At 65.1% G+C, this 17,346-nt stretch carries 13 protein-coding genes and 2 pseudogenes; 12 read left to right on the forward strand and 3 right to left on the reverse strand.

The features are described from left to right. Positions 1 to 133: 133 nt before the first annotated feature. The 5 genes from AACH06_RS24460 (at position 134) to AACH06_RS24480 (ending at position 6,814) form a co-directional block, all read left to right on the forward strand. On the forward strand, positions 134 to 1,177 hold the full coding sequence (locus tag AACH06_RS24460) for a pepsin/retropepsin-like aspartic protease family protein (protein ID WP_341428413.1): 1,044 nt from the start codon (positions 134 to 136) through the stop codon (positions 1,175 to 1,177). A 22-nt stretch (positions 1,178 to 1,199) separates the two neighbouring features. Beyond that, positions 1,200 to 2,210, forward strand: a complete 1,011-nt coding sequence (locus AACH06_RS24465) for a helix-turn-helix transcriptional regulator (RefSeq protein ID WP_341428414.1) — start codon at positions 1,200 to 1,202, stop codon at positions 2,208 to 2,210. A gap of 83 nt (positions 2,211 to 2,293) precedes the next feature. Next, positions 2,294 to 4,249 (forward strand): amidohydrolase, encoded by a 1,956-nt coding sequence (locus tag AACH06_RS24470; RefSeq protein ID WP_341428415.1) that lies wholly within the window; start codon positions 2,294 to 2,296, stop codon positions 4,247 to 4,249. Positions 4,250 to 4,505: 256 nt separating this feature from the next. Continuing rightward, the gene (locus tag AACH06_RS24475) at positions 4,506 to 5,999 is read left to right on the forward strand and encodes a PAS domain-containing sensor histidine kinase (RefSeq protein WP_341428416.1); all 1,494 of its coding nucleotides are present in this window, start codon (positions 4,506 to 4,508) and stop codon (positions 5,997 to 5,999) included. Next, complete coding sequence (locus AACH06_RS24480; protein WP_341428417.1) at positions 5,996 to 6,814, forward strand: response regulator; 819 nt, start codon at positions 5,996 to 5,998, stop codon at positions 6,812 to 6,814. The genes AACH06_RS24475 and AACH06_RS24480 overlap by 4 nt, the downstream gene beginning before the upstream one ends. Before the next feature lie 8 nt (positions 6,815 to 6,822). Here the strand turns inward: AACH06_RS24480 and AACH06_RS24485 are convergent, their stop codons facing one another. Then, on the reverse strand, positions 6,823 to 7,713 hold the full coding sequence (locus AACH06_RS24485; protein ID WP_341428418.1) for a LysR family transcriptional regulator: 891 nt from the start codon (positions 7,711 to 7,713) through the stop codon (positions 6,823 to 6,825). A 143-nt stretch (positions 7,714 to 7,856) separates the two neighbouring features. Here AACH06_RS24485 and AACH06_RS24490 point away from each other — a divergent pair, with 143 nt between their 5' ends. From AACH06_RS24490 to AACH06_RS24505, 4 genes are read left to right on the forward strand one after another with little or no spacing between them, the layout of a single operon-like run. Beyond that, positions 7,857 to 8,834, forward strand: coding sequence for a Bug family tripartite tricarboxylate transporter substrate binding protein (locus AACH06_RS24490; RefSeq protein WP_341428419.1), 978 nt, complete (start codon positions 7,857 to 7,859; stop codon positions 8,832 to 8,834). 49 nt (positions 8,835 to 8,883) lie between these two features. Then, a complete protein-coding gene (locus tag AACH06_RS24495; protein WP_341428420.1) occupies positions 8,884 to 9,582 on the forward strand; it encodes an RraA family protein in 699 nt (232 codons plus the stop codon). Then, positions 9,579 to 10,526: an NAD(P)-dependent oxidoreductase gene (locus AACH06_RS24500; RefSeq protein ID WP_341428421.1), complete on the forward strand. Its 948-nt coding sequence runs from the start codon at positions 9,579 to 9,581 to the stop codon at positions 10,524 to 10,526. Before AACH06_RS24495 ends, AACH06_RS24500 begins: the two co-directional genes overlap by 4 nt. Positions 10,527 to 10,567: 41 nt before the next feature. Next, positions 10,568 to 10,975, forward strand: coding sequence for a nucleotide triphosphate diphosphatase NUDT15 (locus AACH06_RS24505; RefSeq protein WP_341428422.1), 408 nt, complete (start codon positions 10,568 to 10,570; stop codon positions 10,973 to 10,975). An 11-nt stretch (positions 10,976 to 10,986) separates the two neighbouring features. Here AACH06_RS24505 and AACH06_RS24510 read toward each other — a convergent pair whose 3' ends face one another. Beyond that, positions 10,987 to 11,895: a LysR family transcriptional regulator gene (locus tag AACH06_RS24510; protein WP_341428423.1), complete on the reverse strand. Its 909-nt coding sequence runs from the start codon at positions 11,893 to 11,895 to the stop codon at positions 10,987 to 10,989. A gap of 125 nt (positions 11,896 to 12,020) precedes the next feature. Here AACH06_RS24510 and AACH06_RS24515 point away from each other — a divergent pair, with 125 nt between their 5' ends. Further along, on the forward strand, positions 12,021 to 13,106 hold the full coding sequence (locus AACH06_RS24515; RefSeq protein ID WP_341428424.1) for a branched-chain amino acid ABC transporter permease: 1,086 nt from the start codon (positions 12,021 to 12,023) through the stop codon (positions 13,104 to 13,106). A gap of 114 nt (positions 13,107 to 13,220) precedes the next feature. Then, positions 13,221 to 14,537 (forward strand): family 8 glycosyl hydrolase, encoded by a 1,317-nt coding sequence (locus AACH06_RS24520; protein WP_341428425.1) that lies wholly within the window; start codon positions 13,221 to 13,223, stop codon positions 14,535 to 14,537. A 509-nt stretch (positions 14,538 to 15,046) separates the two neighbouring features. On the opposite strand, the pseudogene AACH06_RS24525 reads toward AACH06_RS24520, so the two are convergent. Then, positions 15,047 to 16,105 (reverse strand): annotated as a pseudogene (locus AACH06_RS24525) (IS256 family transposase); the annotation flags it as partial. Between the two features lie 198 nt (positions 16,106 to 16,303). Between AACH06_RS24525 and AACH06_RS24530 the strand changes: the two are divergent. Next, positions 16,304 to 16,525: pseudogene (locus AACH06_RS24530) on the forward strand (IS256 family transposase); the annotation flags it as partial. Positions 16,526 to 17,346 lie beyond the last annotated feature (821 nt).

The following is a 17,346-nucleotide window of genomic DNA, read 5'->3' on the forward strand; positions in this document are numbered from 1 at the left end:
CTCAAGTCAGCTCAAGTCGGCCTGAACGTTGACTTCAACACGATCAAACAGCCGCCCCACATTGCGCGGTGCCGCGGAGGGAATTCAGATGCTCATCCCATGCCAGAAAGCCCGGGGCTCCACCCGGCGTGTCATGTCCCGGCGTGTAGCGCTCGCCGCCGCTTGGACGCTGGCAGTCGCGCTGTACGCGCCGGCGGCGGAAGCCGCTTGCCGCTACTCCAAGTTTGCGGCGCTGAAGGTGAATACCGACAGCGGCAGGCCCCACATGGCTGGCACCGTCAATGGGTATCCGATCAATGTGCTGATAGATTCGGGCGCCTATGGCACCGGGCTGACGCGCTCTGCGGCCGAGGGGGCCAAGCTGTCGCTGTCTCACACCGATGACGCCAGTTTCGGGGTGGGCGGTGAATCACAGGAGTACCAAGCCAGCGTCCAGGAGTTCACCGTCGGTGAAGCCAAATGGGGCCGCATGCGCATGCGCGTCATCTGGGACATGCCGCACGACGCAGGCACTGGCGCCATCCTCGGCGCCAACGTGCTCTTCCAGAACGACGTCGAGTTGCTGCTCAAGGACAACACGATCCATTTGTTCCGCCCCCAGGACTGCAAGGACACCTACCTCGGGTACTGGGACAAAGATGCCATCGTGCTGAAGATGCTGGACAACCGCTCGGCAGATGATCTTCGGGCGATGGTCACCGTCGAAGTCAACGGCAAGCCGCTGCGTGCGCTGCTGGACACCGGGGCCGACGTGTCGGTGATCGATACCAAGGCCGCCGAAGAAGTGGGTGTGGTGAGGCCGCCAGAGGCGAAGGAGCAGTTGTTCCACGGCATCGGCTCGCGCCGGATCGCCTCGTGGGTGGGGTCATTCAAGACGGTGGCGATCGGTCCGCAGGAGATCCGCAACACCAAGTTGACGGTGATGAACCTGTGGGGCGCCGCTCGGCAGGATCTGGGCTATTGGGGCGGAGAGTCCTTGTCCCACAGCCCCCAAATGATCCTGGGGGCAGACTTCCTCACATCGCACCGCGTGCTGTTCGCCAACAGCCAGCGCATGGTGTATTTCACGCACTTGGGCGGCCCGGTGTTCGTCGCCGGCACGCCAGCAACCCCGAACTCTGCAGCGCCGGAAGCCCAAGCCGGTCGCCCCGACCCCACCGCGCCCGCCAAGCCCTGAAGAGCAGCGCTGCAGGCCATCGATGGCGCCACCCACTTCGGGCCTGAGTGTCGATCGTGAGAGCTTCGTCGCCTTCAGCGAGGGGCTGCAGGCGTTGGATAGGCTGGCGCCGGCTGTATCCCCCGCTCGCCTGATGAGCGAGGGGCTCACCGCCCTGCGTCAGGTGGTGCCGTTCGATGCAGCGTGGTGGGGCGAGTGCTCGGGCGGCATGGATGGCCTGGCCCCGCGCAGCTGGCTGAGTGGTCGCATCAACCTGAGCGCCGAGTTTTCGCGCGAGTGGAACGCCATCTCTCATCGCGACCGTTTCGCACGGTCGTCGATGCAGCAGTTGGACACCGTGGTGATCGAAGTCGGTTACGCCGACCCCGAGCCTGCCGTCGAGGCCTTTGCTCGCCGCCATGATCTCTATCACGTGATGGCCATCACCCGGCTGCTGCCTGGAAGCGGGTTGCTGCACTACATCTGCTTGTACCGCCAGCAATGCTCGCCCCCCTATAACGCCGTGCAGAGCCTGCTTTTCCAGCAGTTCACGGCTCACCTGATGCGACGGTGGGGCGCGCGCGTGGCCACACTGATTGCGTCCGAGGGCACGGCGACGGGCGCGGATGACCATGCCTTGCTCGACGCAGGCGGTGAGTTCGTTTACGTCGGGGCCCGCATGGCCTTGCTGTTGAAGGAGCACGCCCCTTCGTGGGAGGGCTCGCGCCTGCCTGCACCCTTGGCCGGTGCCTTCGCGCAGGGTGCCGGTGCATTGAAGCTGGGGCGACGTCGCCTGGTGAGCCAGGCTTGTGGTGAGCTGACGTTGCTGAGCATCCAGCCACAGCATCGCGGGCCCGTGCTGCCGCCGCGCGAAATGGGCGTGGCGGTGCTGTATGCCGAAGGCCGGTCGTACAAAGAGATTGCCCTCCAGACCGGCCTCGCGCCCGCGACCGTGCGCACCTACCTGCGAGAGGCTTACCTTCGGCTTGGCGTGTCCGACAAGGTGGCGCTGGGCCGGGCGCTGGCCGGACGTCGGCCTGCAAGGCCGCGCTGAGCCCCTCTGCATCTGCAGAGGTCAGCCCCGGAGCGCGAACGATACCTTCGGCGTGCGCCGTGTGGCGTGCGGTTGGAGGAGACATGAGACGTTCCAGATGGGCACGGATCGGCGCGGTGGGGGCCTTCACCGCCGTTGCCGCCGTGGTGGGCTGCAGCAGCGGTGATGACACCGAAGCCGCGGATGTGGTGTTTCGCGGTGGCAAGGTGGTCACGATGGACGGCCAGCGGCGCATCGCCCAGGCAGTGGCCGTACGCGAGGGCCGCATCGCCTTTGTTGGTTCGGATGCAGACGCACGTCGGCACATTGGCGCGAGCACCAAGGTGATCGAGCTGGAAGGCCGCATGCTGATGCCAGGCTTCATCGACGGTCACCTGCATTCGCTGGCCGGCGGCCGAGCACTGCTGGTGTGCGATCTGGCCTATGCGCCACTGACAAGGGCGCAACTCAACCAACGCCTTCAAGCCTGCATTGATGCCACGGCGGATGCCGGCCCTGACGCATGGCTCGAGGCGGTGAACTGGGATCGCCAGTCCACGGCCTCGCTGGACGCGGACCCGACCCGGGCGACCCTCGACGCCCTGAACACCACGCGACCCATCGCCGTCACCTCGGCTGACTTCCATTCGGTGCTGGGAAACTCGCGAGCATTCACGGTGGCGGGCATCGATGCCCACACGCCGGATCCCGTCGGTGGCAAATTCTTGCGCGAAGCCAACGGCACGCCGTCGGGCATTTGTGAAGACGCGGCCGGCTTCGAGCTCAAGGCCGCCATCCCGCCCGACAGCGAAGAGGATCAACTCAAGCAAGGGCGGGCCGCACTGGCGGCCATGCGAGAGCAGGGGATCACCACGTTCATGGACGCCGCTGCCGGCGATGCCCATCTGCGTGTGTTCAAGACGCTGCGCGACGCCGGTGAACTGACCGCACGTGCCCACCTCGCGATCAATATCGATCCCGCGGTGGCGAACAGCGCACCGGCCGAGGCCATCGCCCAGGCCAAGGCGCTGGCCGACCAAGCCGACTTGGGCGAGCCCGCCCCTGCGCCAGGTGTGCGATCCCGGGTCACCAAGGTGTTTGTGGACGGCGTGGTGAATGCGCCCGCCGACACCGGGGCGCTGCTGACGCCGTACTGGCGCAACGCGGGAACAGATGCCGAACCGAAATGGGAACCGGGCACCAACCTGGGCCAGCTCTACTACACCCCCGCATCGCTGCAGGCTCTGGTGCTGTCAGCGGTGGATGCCGGGATGGATCTGCAGTTGCATGCCACCGGTGAGCGTGCTGTACGCACGACCTTGGATGCGGTGGCAGCTGCCCGCCAGGCCCGACCGACCGCAGACTTTCGGCCCGCCATCGCACACGACGAAACCGTGGCAGTGGCCGACTATCCACGCTTTGCCGAGCTGGACGTGATGGCGACAATGTCGTTCCAGTGGGCCCAGCGGGCGCCGTACTCGATCGGTGATACCGAACACCATCTGGGCGCCGAACGGTTTGCCCGCATGGAGCCTTCGGGCAGCCTGCAGCGAGCGGGCGCGCGAATCGTTCACGGCAGCGACTGGCCGATCGACCCGTTCGACACCTTCCTGGCACTCAAGGTGGGCGTCACACGATCTGGCGATCCGACCAATCCCCACAGCGCCGCCAGCTTGTCGCCGATCTTCGAGGGGCCCATCAACGCCGATCCGGCACTCTCGCGTGACGAGGCATTGACGGCCATCACACTGAACGCGGCGCATCAGCTGAGGATGGAGAAGCTCGTGGGCTCGATCGAGGTGGGCAAGTTCGCCGACCTCATCGTTCTGGAACGAGATTTCCTCACCGTGCCCGACGAAGCGCTGGGCCGCAATCGGGTGCTGCTGACGATGACCGGCGGTGAGGTCGTGTGGGGCACCGGGGTGTACGCGGCGGCACCATCAGCACAGCGGTTGCGCCAGCACACAGCCGCGGCCATGTTGAGTGCACAAGGCTCTACCGGGCATGCGGTGCCGCCGCGGGCGCGTGGCGCCCCGCACGGAGACGGCCACGCCCATTGAAGCGGGCCACCAGAAGATGGCGGCCGCTTGCGCACCCTGCGGCCAGCCGCCGGTCCGCCACATGTGACCTGACGAGAAAGGACTGATCAGGCTGAGCTGGCGGCGCTCATGGGAGCGCCATGACACGTCATCTTTGATGCGTTGGCAGGCCTCATTTCGACTCGCAATGCCCTATCTGAGGCCTGGGCAACGGACGAACTGCCCCGGTTCAGAGAACAATCTTTCGCATTGATTCACGCACTTCTCCGAGGCTGGCATGAAAGACGCCGCTTTGTTTGAATCGATTGCGGAAGACTCGCCTGATGCCATCGTGCTGGTGGATGAAAAGGGTCTGATCCGCTTCTGGAACCGCACCGCAGAGTCGATGTTCGGGCATCCGCGCGAACAGGCGATGGGCCTGCGTTTGGCCGAGCTGATTCTTCAAGGCGACGAGCCCCCGCCCTCCAGCCACGGGCCACCTGAAAAAAGGTCCGCTTCGTTTGACGCCGTGGCCCGCAGCGCCACTGGCGCCTTGCTGTACGTGAATGTGGCCTCGCGCCCGATCGGCATGGCCTCCGAGATCGGGGCGTGCGAGGTCTACAACCTGGCCGACGTCTCACAGCTGCGCACTCGGCGTGATGCTCAGTTGCTGGAGGCTCGCTACAGCCAACTGCTGGACTCCATGCCAGACGCGGTGGTGGTCGTCAACGAGATCGGTCGCATCGCGCTGGTGAATCCCCAGGCGGAAGAGATGTTTGGCTATCGGGCGTCTGAGTTGGTGGGTACGCCGCTGGAAACACTGCTGCCTGAGCGCTACCGCGCCACCCATGGCCGGCACCGTGAGCGCTACATGGGCCACCCCCATGCACGCCCGATGGGGCAGGGGCTGGAACTGCATGGCCAGCGCAACGGCGGAGAGGAGTTTCCCGTGGAGATCAGCCTCAGCCCGTTGCGCACCGATCTCGGTATGTTCGCTCTCAGCGCGATTCGCGATATCAGCGAGCGCCGGCGGGTGGAGCGGGTGCTGGAAGAGAAGAACCTCGAGCTGCAGCGCGCCAATCAGGCGAAAGATCGCTTCCTGGCGACGATGAGCCACGAGCTTCGAACGCCGTTGAACGCCATCATTGGCTTCACCGGCATCTTGCTGATGCGATTGCCGGGGCCGCTCACGGCAGAGCAGGAAAAACAGCTGAGCACCGTGCAGCAAAGCGGCAAGCACCTGTTGTCGCTGATCAATGATTTGCTGGACGTGGCCAAGATCGACGCCGGCGGAATGCAGATGCACCGAGTGCCCATCGAAGCTCGCGCATTGGTGGACGAGGTGGCGTCGACACTGCGCCCGATTGCACACGCCAAAGGGCTGGAACTCGCGGTGCGGGCGAGTCAACCCGCCGCCTGGGTCCATGCCGATCGACGCGCGCTGCAGCAGATCCTGATCAACCTGGCGAACAACGCCATCAAGTTCACCGAACGCGGCGTTGTCGAGCTGTTCGTCGAGCCCGCGAGCGACGGCCTCTGGGCCATGGGGGTGTGCGACACCGGCTCCGGCATCAGCCAGGCGGACATGGCGCGCCTGTTCGAAGCGTTCAGCCAGGTAGGGAGCCGGCAGCACCGAAGCAGCATCGAAGGGACGGGATTGGGCCTGTACCTGTGCCGCAAGCTTGCAGAGTTGCACGACACGGCCATCCAGGTGGACAGCCAACTGGGCCAGGGCAGCCGGTTCTGGTTGAGCCTGCCGGCGGTACCCGCCCAAGACGAGGCCGCGGCATGAGCCGAGTGCGAATCCTGGTGGTGGACGACAACGCCATGAACCTGGCGCTGGTGGGCTACCTTCTGACAGCGGCCGGCTGCGAAGTGGTGTCTGCCGCGCACGGCGAGCAGGCCTTGTCCGTGCTTGCCGACGACGCCGCGTTTGACGGCATCTTGTGCGATGTGCAGATGCCGGTCATGGATGGCTATGAGTTTGCACGGCGGGTGAAAGCTGCGCCGGACTGGCAGCACATCCCCTTGGTGGCGATCACGGCACAGGCGATGGTGGGCGACCGTGAGCGCATTCTTGCTGCCGGCTTTGACGATTACCTCTCCAAACCACTCGATCCCGCATCTTTCATTGCCACCTTGGCTTCGCGCGTTTCTGGCTTGGCGGTGCCGCCGACACCGCCGCAACGCGCCAGCGATGGTGAACCGCGTCCGCGTCGGGGAACTGAGGCGACCATCCTGGTGCTGGACGACATCCCGGCCAACCTTCAACTCAAGCGCAGCTTGCTCGAACCACTGGGTTTTCGGGTGGTCACGGCGGACCGGCCAGACGAGGCACTGATGCTGGCCCGCGAAGAGCGACCCCAGCTGATCATCAGCGACGTGGGCATGCGCGAATCCAGCGGTTTCGAGTTCATCGCTCAGGTCAAGCGCGAACCCGGGTTGGCGGATGTGCCCTTCATCTTCCTCTCGGCCACCCATTGGGACGAGGAGGCCCGCCTGCGCGGCCTGGCACTCGGGGCCGCGCGCTACCTGCGCCGGCCGATCGATACCGACACCTTGCTGCGGGAAATCCGTTCCTGCCTCGGCGTTGCTCCGGTGCCCTGAGGCCGCGCTCAGGGCGACGTGGCGGCGGCCGCGAACAGATCCACCAAGCGACGGGCAGCGGGTGAGAGGTAGCCCTTGGCGCGGCGGGTCAACACCAGGCGGCGATGCATGGTCGCTTCCTTGATGGGAATCTCTTTGAGCAGCGTGCGGCCTGTTCGGCTGTGCAAGTGGTGGCGCGAGATGAAGCTCAACAGCCCCGTCTGTTCGATGAGCGCAGGCAGCATCAGCAGCATGGTGGATTCCACCTGCACCCGCGGACGCGGAAGGCGCTTGCGATCGAATGCGTGGTCCAGCCAGTCTCGCGTGGGGGCTCCAGGGGGCTGAAGCGCCCAGCGGTAGGGCACCAGGTCTTTCAAGGTGGGCGAGCCGCGCAGCAGCTCGTGCTTCGCGCTGGCGGCCACCACGATGGCGTCTTCGGCCACCACCTGAGAGATGAAGCCGTCGTCCAGCGCGCTCTCGGTGCCGACCATCAGATCGATCTCGCCAGAGCGCAGCTGCGGCTTCAAGGTCTCGATCAGCCCCACCGAGGTTCGCAGCGTCACCTCGGGCGCCTCTTTCAGCAACTGCCGGGCGACGGATGGAAGAAGGTACTGCGCCGCAGTGGGCACGATGCCCAGGCGCACGTGACCGGTGAGCCCCTGGCCGATGGCTGCCAACTCCTGCCGAGCGTCTTCGGCATCGAATCGGATGCGCTGCGCCCACTTGAGCAGGACGCGGCCGGCTTCGGTGAGCCGGATCCCACGGCCTGACTTTTCCAGCAGCGCGGCGCCGCAATCCTGCTCGAGCCGCCGGACGCAGCCGGTGAGCGCGGGTTGGGTTCGATGCAGTTTGGCAGAGGCGCGCCCCAGGTGCTGAAGCTCGGCAATCGTCTCGAAATAGCGCAGGTCTCTCAGGTCCATAGGCAAAGTGTCACTGATGGATCGGCAAGAAGAATCGATTGGACTGTAGTGACTCTCGCGCCAATACTGAAGCCCGAACTCGCATAACAGCCGTGCCGCCCATCGTGATATCGCGAAAGAGGCGGCCTTGACTCAGGAGACATATGCAAGGCATTCAAGCCCTTCGGTGCTTCTCGCTGGCGTTGGCCGGCGTGGGCACCTGCACGTTGGCCGCGGCCCAGGCCTGGCCCGAGAAGCCGATTCGCATCGTGGTGCCGTTTCCGCCGGGCGGCGGTACCGACATCATTGCGCGCGAAACCAGCCAGCGCGTGGCCAAGGCGACAGGCTGGGTGTTCGTCATCGACAACAGGCCCGGCGCTGGAGGCAACCTGGGGGTGGATGCCGTCGCCAAGGCGCCTGCCGATGGCTACACGCTGGTGATCGGTCAGACGAGCAACCTGGCCATCAACCCGACGCTCTATCCCAAGCTGCCGTACGACCCCCAGAAAGACCTCGCGCCGGTGGTGCTGCTGGCGCACGCGCCGCTGGTGATGGTGGCCAGCATGGCCACGCCCTACAAGACCCTGGCCGATGTGGTGAAGACGGCCAAGGCAAAGCCCGGCCAGTTGAACTTCGCCTCGCCGGGCAATGGCACCGTCGCCCATCTGACGGGCGAGCTGTTCCAGCGCGCAGCCGACATCAAGATGCAGCACGTGCCCTACAAGGGCGCTGCGGCGGCCATGACCGACGTGTTGAGCGGCCAGGTGGACGTGTACATGTCCTCAGTGCCCACGTTGCTGGGCCAAGTCAAGCAAGGAAAGGTCAGGGCGTTGGCGGTCACCTCCGCCAAGCGCGTCGACGATCTGCCCGACGTGCCGACGATCGCCGAATCCGGCTACAAGGGTTTTGATGCACGCAGCTGGTTCGGCCTTTTGGCACCGGCCGCGACGCCCAAGCCGGTGATCGCCCGGTTGAACGCCGAGTTCAACAAGGCCTTGCAACTCCCTGAACTGAACCGGCGCCTGCAGGACGAAGGGGCCGAGCCGGCCGGCGGCACGCCGGAGCAATTCACCGCGCTGATCCGGGACGACATGCCGCGCTGGGGCAGGGTGGTGCAGGAATCGAACATCAAGGTCGAGTGACGGGGGGCCCGAGCAGACCGGGATGCATGAAACCATGAAGGAGAGTGGCATGAGGCAAGCGGCGCAAGCGCCAGAACTGATTCGCGAGATCGAGCGTGTCGATCAGCGCTTGGTGGAGCAGGCGGGGCGGTATGCAGCGTCCATCCTGGCCGATGTGGCGGGACGCCGCGGCGCGCTGAGTGGTCGCATCGCGCCACTGGCGCCCAAGATGCGGATGGCGGGCCCGGCCGTGACGGTGGAGGTTCGGCCGGGCGACAACCTGATGATTCACGCGGCGCTGGCGCTGGTGAAACCGGGCGATGTGCTGGTCGTGGATGGCAAGGGCGATCTGTCCAGCGCGCTGATGGGCGAGATCATGTGCCGGCAGGCCATGGTCCTGGGTGTGTCGGGTGTGGTGATCGACGGCGCGGTGCGTGACAGCGAAGCCATTCGGGAGTTGGGCATCCCCGTGTACGCCGCGGGGCTCAACCCCAACGGTCCGACCAAGTCCGTGCCGGGGCGGGTGAACCACCCGATCTCGGTAGGGGGCGTTTCGGTGTGCCCGGGCGACCTGGTGGTGGGGGATGCCGACGGGGTCACGGTCATCGAGCGCGGCAAGGTTGCAGCCTTGCTGCCGCTGGCGGCCGAAAAACTGGTGGCGGAAGCGCGGCGCATGGTCGAAGTTCAGGACCCGCGCACCTGCCGACCGGCTTGGCTCGAGGGTGCCCTGCGGGCGGCGGGCGTGTTGAATGAGGGAGACGCGCTGTGAGTGACAACAGGCCCGTCATTCTGGTCACCGGGGCGGACCTGGCCCCCCAGGCCATGGCCTTGCTCAACGGCTGTGAGCTGGTGTTTGCCGGGGCATCGCCCACTGAAGACGATGTGGTGGCGTTGTGTGGCCGGCATGACCCCGCCGGCATCATCGTGCGGTACAGCAAGGTGGGCGAAGCCGCGATGCTAGCGGCGCCCAGCCTGAAGGTGATCTCCAAGCACGGCAGCGGCGTGGACACGATTGACCAAGCGGCCGCCCGGGCTCGCGGCATCAAGGTGGTGGCCGCGGTGGGCGCCAATGCGGCGGCGGTGGCTGAGCACGCCATGGCGTTGCTGCTGGCCTGCGCGAAATCGGTGGTGACGCTGAACGCTCGCATGCATTCGGGCCATTGGGACAAGGCCACGCACCAGAGCGTCGAGCTGGACGGGCGCACGGTCGGCGTGATCGGCCTCGGTGCCATTGGCCTGCGCTTCGCGCGCATGGCCGATGCGATGGGGATGCGGGTGTTGGGAGTCGATCCTTTTGCCCAAAGTGTGCCCGGCCACGTTCAACGGGTGGATCTCGATACGGTCTGGCGCGAGGCCGACGCGATCTCGCTGCACTGCCCGCTGACGCCAGAAAACACTCGCCTGCTGAACCGATCGACGCTGGCGCGTTGCAAACGCGGCGTCTTGATCGTCAACACTGCCCGTGGTGGACTGATCGACGAATTGGACTTGCTCGACGCGCTGAACTCAGGCCAAGTGGCACATGCGGGACTCGACAGCTTTTGCAAGGAACCCATGACGGCCCCGCATCCGTTTCATGGCCATCCGCGGCTGACGCTCAGCCCTCATGTGGGTGGGGTGAGTGCGGAGGCCTACGTGAAGATGGGGGTGGCCGCGGCTCGCAATGCGCTGGCCGTGCTGCACGCTGAGCGGGGAGAATCAGCCACACTGTGAACCACCGAGGCCCGCCGTGGCCCGTTTCCAACCAGGGTGTCATGACCAGCCAAAGTCCACGTGTCGGCGTCGGTGTTGTCGTTGTTCGCGAAGGCCTGGTGCTGCTCGGCCTTCGCCAGGGCGCTCATGGAGCCGGAACCTGGGGTTTGCCAGGTGGCCACTTGGAATTCGGCGAGAGCATTGAGCAATGCGCCCGGCGCGAGGTGCTGGAGGAAACCGGGCTCGAGATTCAAGAGGTGTCGCGGGGCACGTATTCCAACGATGTCTTCGACGGAAAACACTACGTGACGCTCTTCGTCGCCGCGCGCTGCAAGTCAGGCGAGCCGCGGGTGCTGGAACCCGACAAATGCGTGAGATGGGGCTGGTTCCGTTGGTCTGACTTGCCCAGCCCGCTGTTCCAGCCATTGGCTTCGGTGCGGGATGCGGGCTACCGGCCAGTCGCTACATAGCGCGCCCAACCTCAACCCGTTGAGCCGGGCAAGTGCACTGTCAAATGCACTGTCAAATGATCGACGAAAGCGCGCACCTTGGGAGACAGGTGCCGTTGCCCTTGCCATAGGGCCTTGAAGCGGCCGGTCGAAGCCACGGCGTCAGGCAGCACCGCGCGCAAGCGTCCGTCCGCCACCATCTCTCGAACCAGGAAGTCGGGCAGGCAGACGATGCCAATCCCTTTGAGTGCCGCGGTCAGCACGGCTTCGATGTGGTTGCAGGCCAGCACTGTGCGAATGGCCGCCGCCGCCGGCTCCGCGTCATCGGGCAGCGGCCAGTCGAGCAGCTTGTTGGTGTGAGGGTGGCGAAACTTCACGGCGTCGTGTTGGCCCAGCTGAACCAACCGCTGTGGAGCGCCTCGGCGGCGTAAGTAGTCAGGTGAAGCCCAGAGCCCGAGCCGAAACGCCTGCAAGGGGCGTGAGATGAGGCCGGAGTCGGCCAGATCGCCACTGCGGATGGCGATGTCGACGCCATCGTCGATCAGGTCGACAGGGCGGTCGGTGAAGTGCAGATCCACCTCAACGTCGGGGTAGCGCACCAGAAAGTCGGGCAGCAGCGGCAGCAGGAAATGGTGGCCCACGACGGGCGCGCTCACCCGAAGCAGGCCGCGAGGCTGCGCTTGCGCTTGGACGAGAAGGGCGCGGGCATCGGCCAGCTCATCGAGCGCGCGTCGGCAGCGCTCGTGGAACAGCTTCCCCTCGGCCGTGAGCTGCATGCGCCGGGTGCTGCGCTGGATCAGGCGGACACCCACGTCTTGCTCCAGCCGAGCCACCGCCTTGCCAATGGCCGAAGGTGTGCGTTGCAGCGCCCGGCCCGCAGCGACGAAGCTGCCCAGCTCGGCGGTTCGGACAAATGCCAGCAGGCCGTTGAGTGGGTCCATGAATGTCGCTGCCCTTCAAAACAGGAAGCCGAAAGATGGCCAGCGATTGAAGCACATGGTTCCGTAATGAACGGAAGTGCAACGACGATTTCAATGATTCAAGCCGGGATAGCGTGTATGGCACCATGCCACGCCACCTGACGAACCTGCCGTTGTCACCGGCTCTGCCACTGCTCTTCGTGCTGCTGCTTCCACTGGGCCTGCAGGCGATTGGCCTGCATGGGGTGAGGGTGCTGGACACCTGTCTGCTCTATGTGGTGCTGGCCTTGGGCATGAACATCGTCGTGGGCTACGCTGGCCTGCTGGATCTCGGCTTCATCGCCTTCTACGCCGTGGGCGCCTACGCCGGCGGCCTGTTGGCATCGCCCCATCTGCTGGAGCAGTGGCCCGCCCTGTTGACGTGGTGGCCGCAGGGGCTTCACGCGCCCTGGTGGCTGATGTTGCCGTTGAGCGCTGCGCTTGCGGCCGCTTGCGGCATGCTCTTCGGCGCGCCGACCTTGAAGCTGCGGGGCGACTATCTGGCCATCGTCACGCTGGGCTTCGGCGAGGTGGTGCGGCTGCTGATGGTGAACCTGGTTGAACCGATCAACCTGACCGGAGGTGCCAAGGGCCTGGGCCCGATCGACCCGATCCGCATCGGCGGGCTCGACCTGGGCCGCCCTCTGCACATCGGCTCGGTGGCGATCGCGCCGGTCACGCTCTATGCGTACCTGCTGTTGGCGTTCGCCGCAGGTGCGATCGCCGTGAGCGTGCGGGTGCAAGCCTCGCGTCTCGGCCGCGCCTGGATGGCGATGCGAGAAGACGAGACGGCGGCAGAAGCCATGGGATTGGACGTGCGGAGGCTGAAGCTCGCCGCGTTTGGCCTGGGCGCGGGCCTGGCGGGCATCACCGGCTACGTTTTTGGCACCTGGCAAGTCTTCATCTCACCCGAGGCGTTCAGCCTTCAGGAATCGATCATGGTGGTGGCGATGGTGGTGTTGGGCGGCCCGGGCCGCGTTCCCGGCGTGGTCATCGCCGCCTTGCTGCTGGCGGGCCTGCCAGAGGCCTTGCGCTACGTGGTCGGCCCATTGCAGAACTGGTCAGACGGTCGCCTTGACGCCGGCGTGCTGCGCCCCCTGATCGTGGCTGCGGCCATGGTCGGCACGATGCTGTGGCGACCAGCGGGGTTGTGGGTGGGGCAGGGGCGGGGGAGCGCGTTGGATCCGGGTTAGCTTGGGAAGCAGCGGCCCGCAGCAATTCCGAACAGACGAAACCTGAATCGGGCTGTACGCTGCGCGTCGCTCCCCACGAGCAACCATCAAGCGAATCAACGAGGAGAGAGAACCATGAGCCCAAGAAGAGGGCGGCGATCGAGCCTGGCCTTGGCCTTGGTCACCGCCGGCATGTTGGCCGCCTGCGGCGGTGGCGATTCTGCAGACGACACCACGCTGGCCCACGCCAGCGCTCCGGAGAGCGACCGAGCGCGTGCGTCATCAGCCCTGCAGGCCGCGGCACGCCCGTTTCCGCAACACGTGACCTACACCGCCGGCACGATCAAGCCCACCCATGTGTCGCAGGCGGACATGGACGCCAAGGTGATCTCTCAATACGCGTTGTGGAAGACCAACTACCTGCGCACCGACGGCGGCGACGGAAGCTGGATCAAATACGACAACACCAACTCCACCGTATCCGAAGCCCACGGCTACGGGATGGTGCTGGCCGCCTACATGGCCGACAAGGAAACCTTCGACTCGATGTATGGGTACTTCACCAAGCATCCGAGCAAGTGGGGCCCGCACCTGATGGCATGGAAGCAGACGCTCAAGGGCGGCAAGATGACCGACGTGGAAGGGCAGATCTCGGCCACCGACGGTGACCTCGATGTGGCTTACGCGCTGCTGCTGGCCCATGTGCAATGGGGCTCGACAGGCAGCATCGACTACAAGGCGCGTGCGCTGGAGGTGATGCACGACATCCTGAAATGGGATATCGGCCCCACTTATTCCAACCTCAACGTGGGCGACTGGACGCGCGGGGCCGATTTGAACTACACGCGCTCGTCCGATTTCATGACCGGCCACATCCTGGCCTTTGCTCGCTACGACTCGGCCAACAGTGCGAAATGGAACCGGGTCTACGACGAGATCTCAAAGGCGGTCAACGACCAGTTCACCCACGGCAGCGAGCAGACCGGCCTGATGCCCGACTTCATGCTGCGCTCCAGCGCACGCTATTCGCCAGTGATTGGTAGGTGGCTCGAAACCAAGAACGATGGCGACTTCTTCTGGAACGCAGCCCGCACCCCCTGGCGATTGGCCGCGTCCTGGCTCAACGATGGCCGCACCGACATGAAGGCCTCGCAACAACAGATGGCCAAGTGGATTCGCGAGAAGACGGGCGGCGTGCCGAAGAAGATTCGCGATGGCTACTTCGTGAAGAACGGCCCCAATGGCCAGCAGATGGACAAGCACCGCGACCTGGTCTTCACCGCGCCGATGGCGGTGAACGCGATGCTCGGCGGGCCGGAAGGCCAAGCTTGGATGAACAGCCTGTGGACATCGATCACCGGCGGCGACTACCCAGCCACCGTCGAATACTACGGCGACGCGATCCGCCTTCAAGCGCTGTTGACGATCTCGGGAAACTGGTGGGCGCCGTGAATGTCAGGGCGATGCCAGTAGTGGTGCTGATCGAGGCGACTTCGTTGAACGCGAACGACGGACGATGAAACGGCAGAGCCTTGGGCGGCCATGGCAGGCTCGCCGTCATCATTGGCGTGACAATGTATATTATGTTAATTAACAGCTCTGAGAGCATCTGCCACGCGGACTTCTACGTCCATTTGCGCAAGTTCTGGCCGATTTCTTGCGCAAATGCGTGCTGCTGGGTGCCCGCTTCATCGTCAGCGTGGGCTGTCCGTCCTCCGGCGGCCAGCGCACGGTCCGTGGCGGCTCCAGCCGTATTCAAGTCAGCTTGGGCACATGTGGGTGACCGCTGCAGCATGCCAAGGTCTCAAGTTGCTCCGCCTGGCGTACGCCGGTGGTACTCTGTGGGCCACCTCTACCAGGGAGTGTCCGAAATTCTGTGTTTGAGGCGCTCTGAGACTTCTCCGCGGCGGCGGTGGGCGCTTGCGACACCGACCGACGTGGTGGGACAGTCGGTCTCCATCCTACGCGAGCGGCTTGGTGAACCGGTCCGCATAGAGGATGGCAAATTGATTCATCGCCTCCTTCCAGTTGTGCGCCGCACGTCCCCAGTCGGCCGTGATGTTGCGCAAGGCGAGCCAGAGGAGCTTGTTCGCTGCGTCATCGCTGGGGAAGTGACCCCGGGACTTGATGATCTTGCGAAGCTGCGAGTTGATGCTCTCGATCGCATTGGTCGTGTAGATCACGCGACGAACGGCCGGCGGGAAAGCGAAGAACGGAATCACGCGGTCCCAGGCCCTACGCCAGGCGGCAACGACGGTGGGAAACTTCTGTCCCCATGGGCCTTGCTCGAAGGCATCGAGTTCGCGCTCGGCGGCCTGGGCACTGGTGGCCGCGTAGATCGGCTTGATGGCGGCGGCCAGGCCCTTGCGATCCTTCCAACTGGCGAAGTCGAGGCTGTTGCGGATCAGGTGCACGATGCAGGTCTGCAGCGTCGTGGCCGGATACACCGCACCCAGCGCTTCCGGCATGCCCTTCAGGCCATCGGTGACGGCGATCAGGATGTCGTTGACGCCGCGAGTCTTCAGGTCGTTGAACACCTTCATCCAGAACTTCGCGCCTTCGGTTCCTTCGATCCACATGCCCAAGATGTCGCGGGTGCCGTCAGGCAACACGCCCAGCGCCAGGTAGACCGCCTTGTTGCGCACGACGGCGTCCTCGCGGATCTTCACGCGCAGCGCGTCGAAGAACACCACCGGGTACATCGGATCGAGCGGGCGGCTCTGCCAGGCGCCGACCTCGGCCATCACCGCATCGGTCACGCAGCTGATTAACTCGGGGCTGACATCGACCCCGTACTGATCGGTGAGGAATCCCTGGATCTCGCGCACGGTCATGCCGCGTGCGTACATGGCGATGATCTTGTCGTCGAAGCCGGTGAAGCGCCGCTCGTGCTTGGGGATGAGCAGCGGCTCGAAGCTCGACTCGCGGTCGCGGGGCACATCGATGCGCAGCGGGCCGTCCTCGGTCAGAACGGTCTTGGCAGTCTTGCCGTTGCGCTGGTTGACCGTCTGGGCCGCCTTGGGAGGGTTGGCCCACAGAGTACCACCGGCCGTGACCAACGAGGGCGATTCCGGCGACCGTGGTGTACCGCTGCGGCCACCTACGTGCGCCCATGCTGACTGGAATACGGCTGGAGCCGCGGCGGACCGAGCGCTGGCCGCCGGGAGCTTGTCCGGAGTTTTGTGTGCGAGGCATAGCATGACCGACCTGGAGCATCTATGCCACCAAGCAAGACGAAGTTGAAGAACGCGGCGATAGCTGCGAAGTCGGCGGCCCTGCCGAAGATTCCCAAGGAGCTGCTGGACCAGTTGGTCAGCGGGCCGATGAGCGGCGAGGCGGTCAACGCCGCGTCGATGGCGTTCAAGAAGGCGCTGATCGAGCGCGCTCTGGGCGCCGAGCTCGACCACCACCTGGGCTACCCGAGTGGCGCCGACAAGCCGGCCGTCCAGCGCTTTGCCAAGGTCGCTGAAATCCTTCGTCCCATCCGCCCAGCGTCGTAGCACTTGTTGTGCAAGTATTCTGCTTTGCCAGTCACTGCCTCGTCGGGCCACCGGGCTTGAAATGCATGTCGGTTGTAGCATTGCGTTGCAGGCATTTCGGTGCCCTACCCGCTCTGCCTAACCGCTCCGTCAAGGGGACTGGCCTGCGGCCAGCCCCTTACGTCGAACGTTAGGCATCAGAAGGCAGCAGGGCCGGTGAAGTCTCAGCGACATGTCTACGGTTTCTGGGTGCCAGCTTCATCGTCGGCGTGGGCTGTCCGTCCTCCGGCGGCCAGCGCACGGTCCGCGGCGACTCCGGCCGTATTCAAGTCAGCTTGGGCACATGTGGGTGGCCGCGGCAGTACACCGCGGTCGCCGGAATCGCTCTCCTTTGTCTCCGCCAGTAGTACTCTGTTGTCCATCTCTGCCACGGCAAGCTTTCAGCGCTTTACCGAGGTAGCTGAAGTCCTTCTTCTCTCCCGGCCAGCGTCGTAGCATTTGTCATGAGAGTCTCTAGCTCAACCTACGCATACCTTGCATGGCTGCCCGGCATGAAATACCCGTCGGTTGTGGCGTTGCGTTCCAGGCATCTGGGTGCTCTGGCCCCCTTTGCCTAACCGCTCCGTCAAGGGGACTGGCCTGCGCCCAGCCCCTTACGTCGAACGTTAGGGAATGTCTGCAGAAATCGCGCGGCCTGGTGCTTGGCGGGAAGCTGAAGTGCTGAGACGATATGGCGCATGAAACAACACAGCCTGGGCCTGGGGACGACGGCCAAGCGCACG

Origin of the sequence: Ideonella lacteola, from assembly GCF_038066555.1 — a bacterium.
GTDB lineage: Bacteria > Pseudomonadota > Gammaproteobacteria > Burkholderiales > Burkholderiaceae_C > Ideonella > Ideonella lacteola.

Coding starts and splice junctions, on each gene's coding strand:
- AACH06_RS24460 (WP_341428413.1), top strand. CDS start 134: ATGTCCCGGCGTGTAGCGCTCGCCGCCGCTTGGACGCTGGCAGTCGCG.
- AACH06_RS24465 (WP_341428414.1), top strand. CDS start 1,200: ATGGCGCCACCCACTTCGGGCCTGAGTGTCGATCGTGAGAGCTTCGTC.
- AACH06_RS24470 (WP_341428415.1), top strand. CDS start 2,294: ATGAGACGTTCCAGATGGGCACGGATCGGCGCGGTGGGGGCCTTCACC.
- AACH06_RS24475 (WP_341428416.1), top strand. CDS start 4,506: ATGAAAGACGCCGCTTTGTTTGAATCGATTGCGGAAGACTCGCCTGAT.
- AACH06_RS24480 (WP_341428417.1), top strand. CDS start 5,996: ATGAGCCGAGTGCGAATCCTGGTGGTGGACGACAACGCCATGAACCTG.
- AACH06_RS24485 (WP_341428418.1), bottom strand. CDS start 7,713: ATGGACCTGAGAGACCTGCGCTATTTCGAGACGATTGCCGAGCTTCAG.
- AACH06_RS24490 (WP_341428419.1), top strand. CDS start 7,857: ATGCAAGGCATTCAAGCCCTTCGGTGCTTCTCGCTGGCGTTGGCCGGC.
- AACH06_RS24495 (WP_341428420.1), top strand. CDS start 8,884: ATGAGGCAAGCGGCGCAAGCGCCAGAACTGATTCGCGAGATCGAGCGT.
- AACH06_RS24505 (WP_341428422.1), top strand. CDS start 10,568: ATGACCAGCCAAAGTCCACGTGTCGGCGTCGGTGTTGTCGTTGTTCGC.
- AACH06_RS24510 (WP_341428423.1), bottom strand. CDS start 11,895: ATGGACCCACTCAACGGCCTGCTGGCATTTGTCCGAACCGCCGAGCTG.
- AACH06_RS24515 (WP_341428424.1), top strand. CDS start 12,021: ATGCCACGCCACCTGACGAACCTGCCGTTGTCACCGGCTCTGCCACTG.
- AACH06_RS24520 (WP_341428425.1), top strand. CDS start 13,221: ATGAGCCCAAGAAGAGGGCGGCGATCGAGCCTGGCCTTGGCCTTGGTC.